This is a genomic window from Neisseria sp. P0009.S007, from assembly GCF_051962515.1.
In genome coordinates, this window is sequence record NZ_JBQCVF010000488.1 from 1 (window position 1) to 1074 (window position 1074).

Genomic DNA, 1074 nt, shown 5'->3' on the forward strand with positions numbered 1-1074 from the left:
GTTCGCGAAGAAGAGAGCGTGATTACCGTACGCGAAACCGAACGCGCCGAGCGTGCCAAAGCGGTTGAATTGATTGCTGCCGAAGAAGCCGCGCAAAAAGATGCAATTTCGCTCACTGTTGCCGCAGAAGCTGAAAAACAAGCTGCACAAGACCGCGCTGAAGCAGTGCGCATTGCCGCCGAAGCAGAAGCCGAAAAACACCGCCTGCAAGCCAAAGGTGAGGCCGATGCCAAAATTCTGTTGGCACAAGCGCAAGAGCAACAATACAAGGTTGATGCAGAAGGTACCCGCGCTGTGAACGAAGCTGCCAACGTCCTGAGCGTTGAACAGGTTGAAATGCAAGTCCGCCTTGCCCTCTTGAAACATCTGCCTGACATCATCCGCGAATCCGTCCGCCCAATGGAAAAAATCGAAGACATCAAAATCTTGCAAGTCAATGGTCTGGGTGGCTTTGCCGGTGGTACAAATGATGCAGAAGGTGTTTCAGACGGCCAAACCACACAAGCCAGCCTTGCAGATCAAATGGTCAACAGTGCCCTGCGCTACCGCAGCCAAGCCCCATTGGTTGACGGTCTCTTGAAAGAGTTGGGACTAAATGGTGGCGACATCAACGGTCTGACCCAAGGACTGGATAAAACCATTGACCAATCATAAACGAATGCCGTAATAATGATTTAAAGGCCGTCTGAAACTTTTCAGACAGCCTTTTTTATATGCGAGCTCAGAAAAACGCTAATATTTTCAATACTGATAAATTCAATTCTATTGCAATTGCAATAAATTAGGAATCATCCAATCTATTTTTTGAGGATAAAAAGATTGGGTGGGCTATTTTAAATGTGAATCACAAGGCTAACTACTTCAATAATGATCCACCAATAATTTAATCATAAAAACCTGTTCTACCGTTTCGATTTCAAACTTGCCATCTACTCATCTATCGACATTTCAATATCAAACCGCTTATCTTCAGGCAAATAAAAAAGCACAACATTTTGTTGTGCTTTTTCTTGATGAACCCACATTACTTGTTTTTTTGCGAACGAAGGTAATCCAAAGTTTTCAGCTGGGCAA

General features: G+C 44.8%; 1 protein-coding gene. It reads left to right on the forward strand.

Annotated elements, in window-relative coordinates; translation table 11 throughout:
* Positions 1–654, forward strand: a 654-nt coding sequence (locus tag ACTHS3_RS14260; RefSeq protein WP_440368279.1) for a flotillin domain-containing protein, incomplete at its 5' end; no start/stop codon positions are given.
* Positions 655–1074 lie beyond the last annotated feature (420 nt).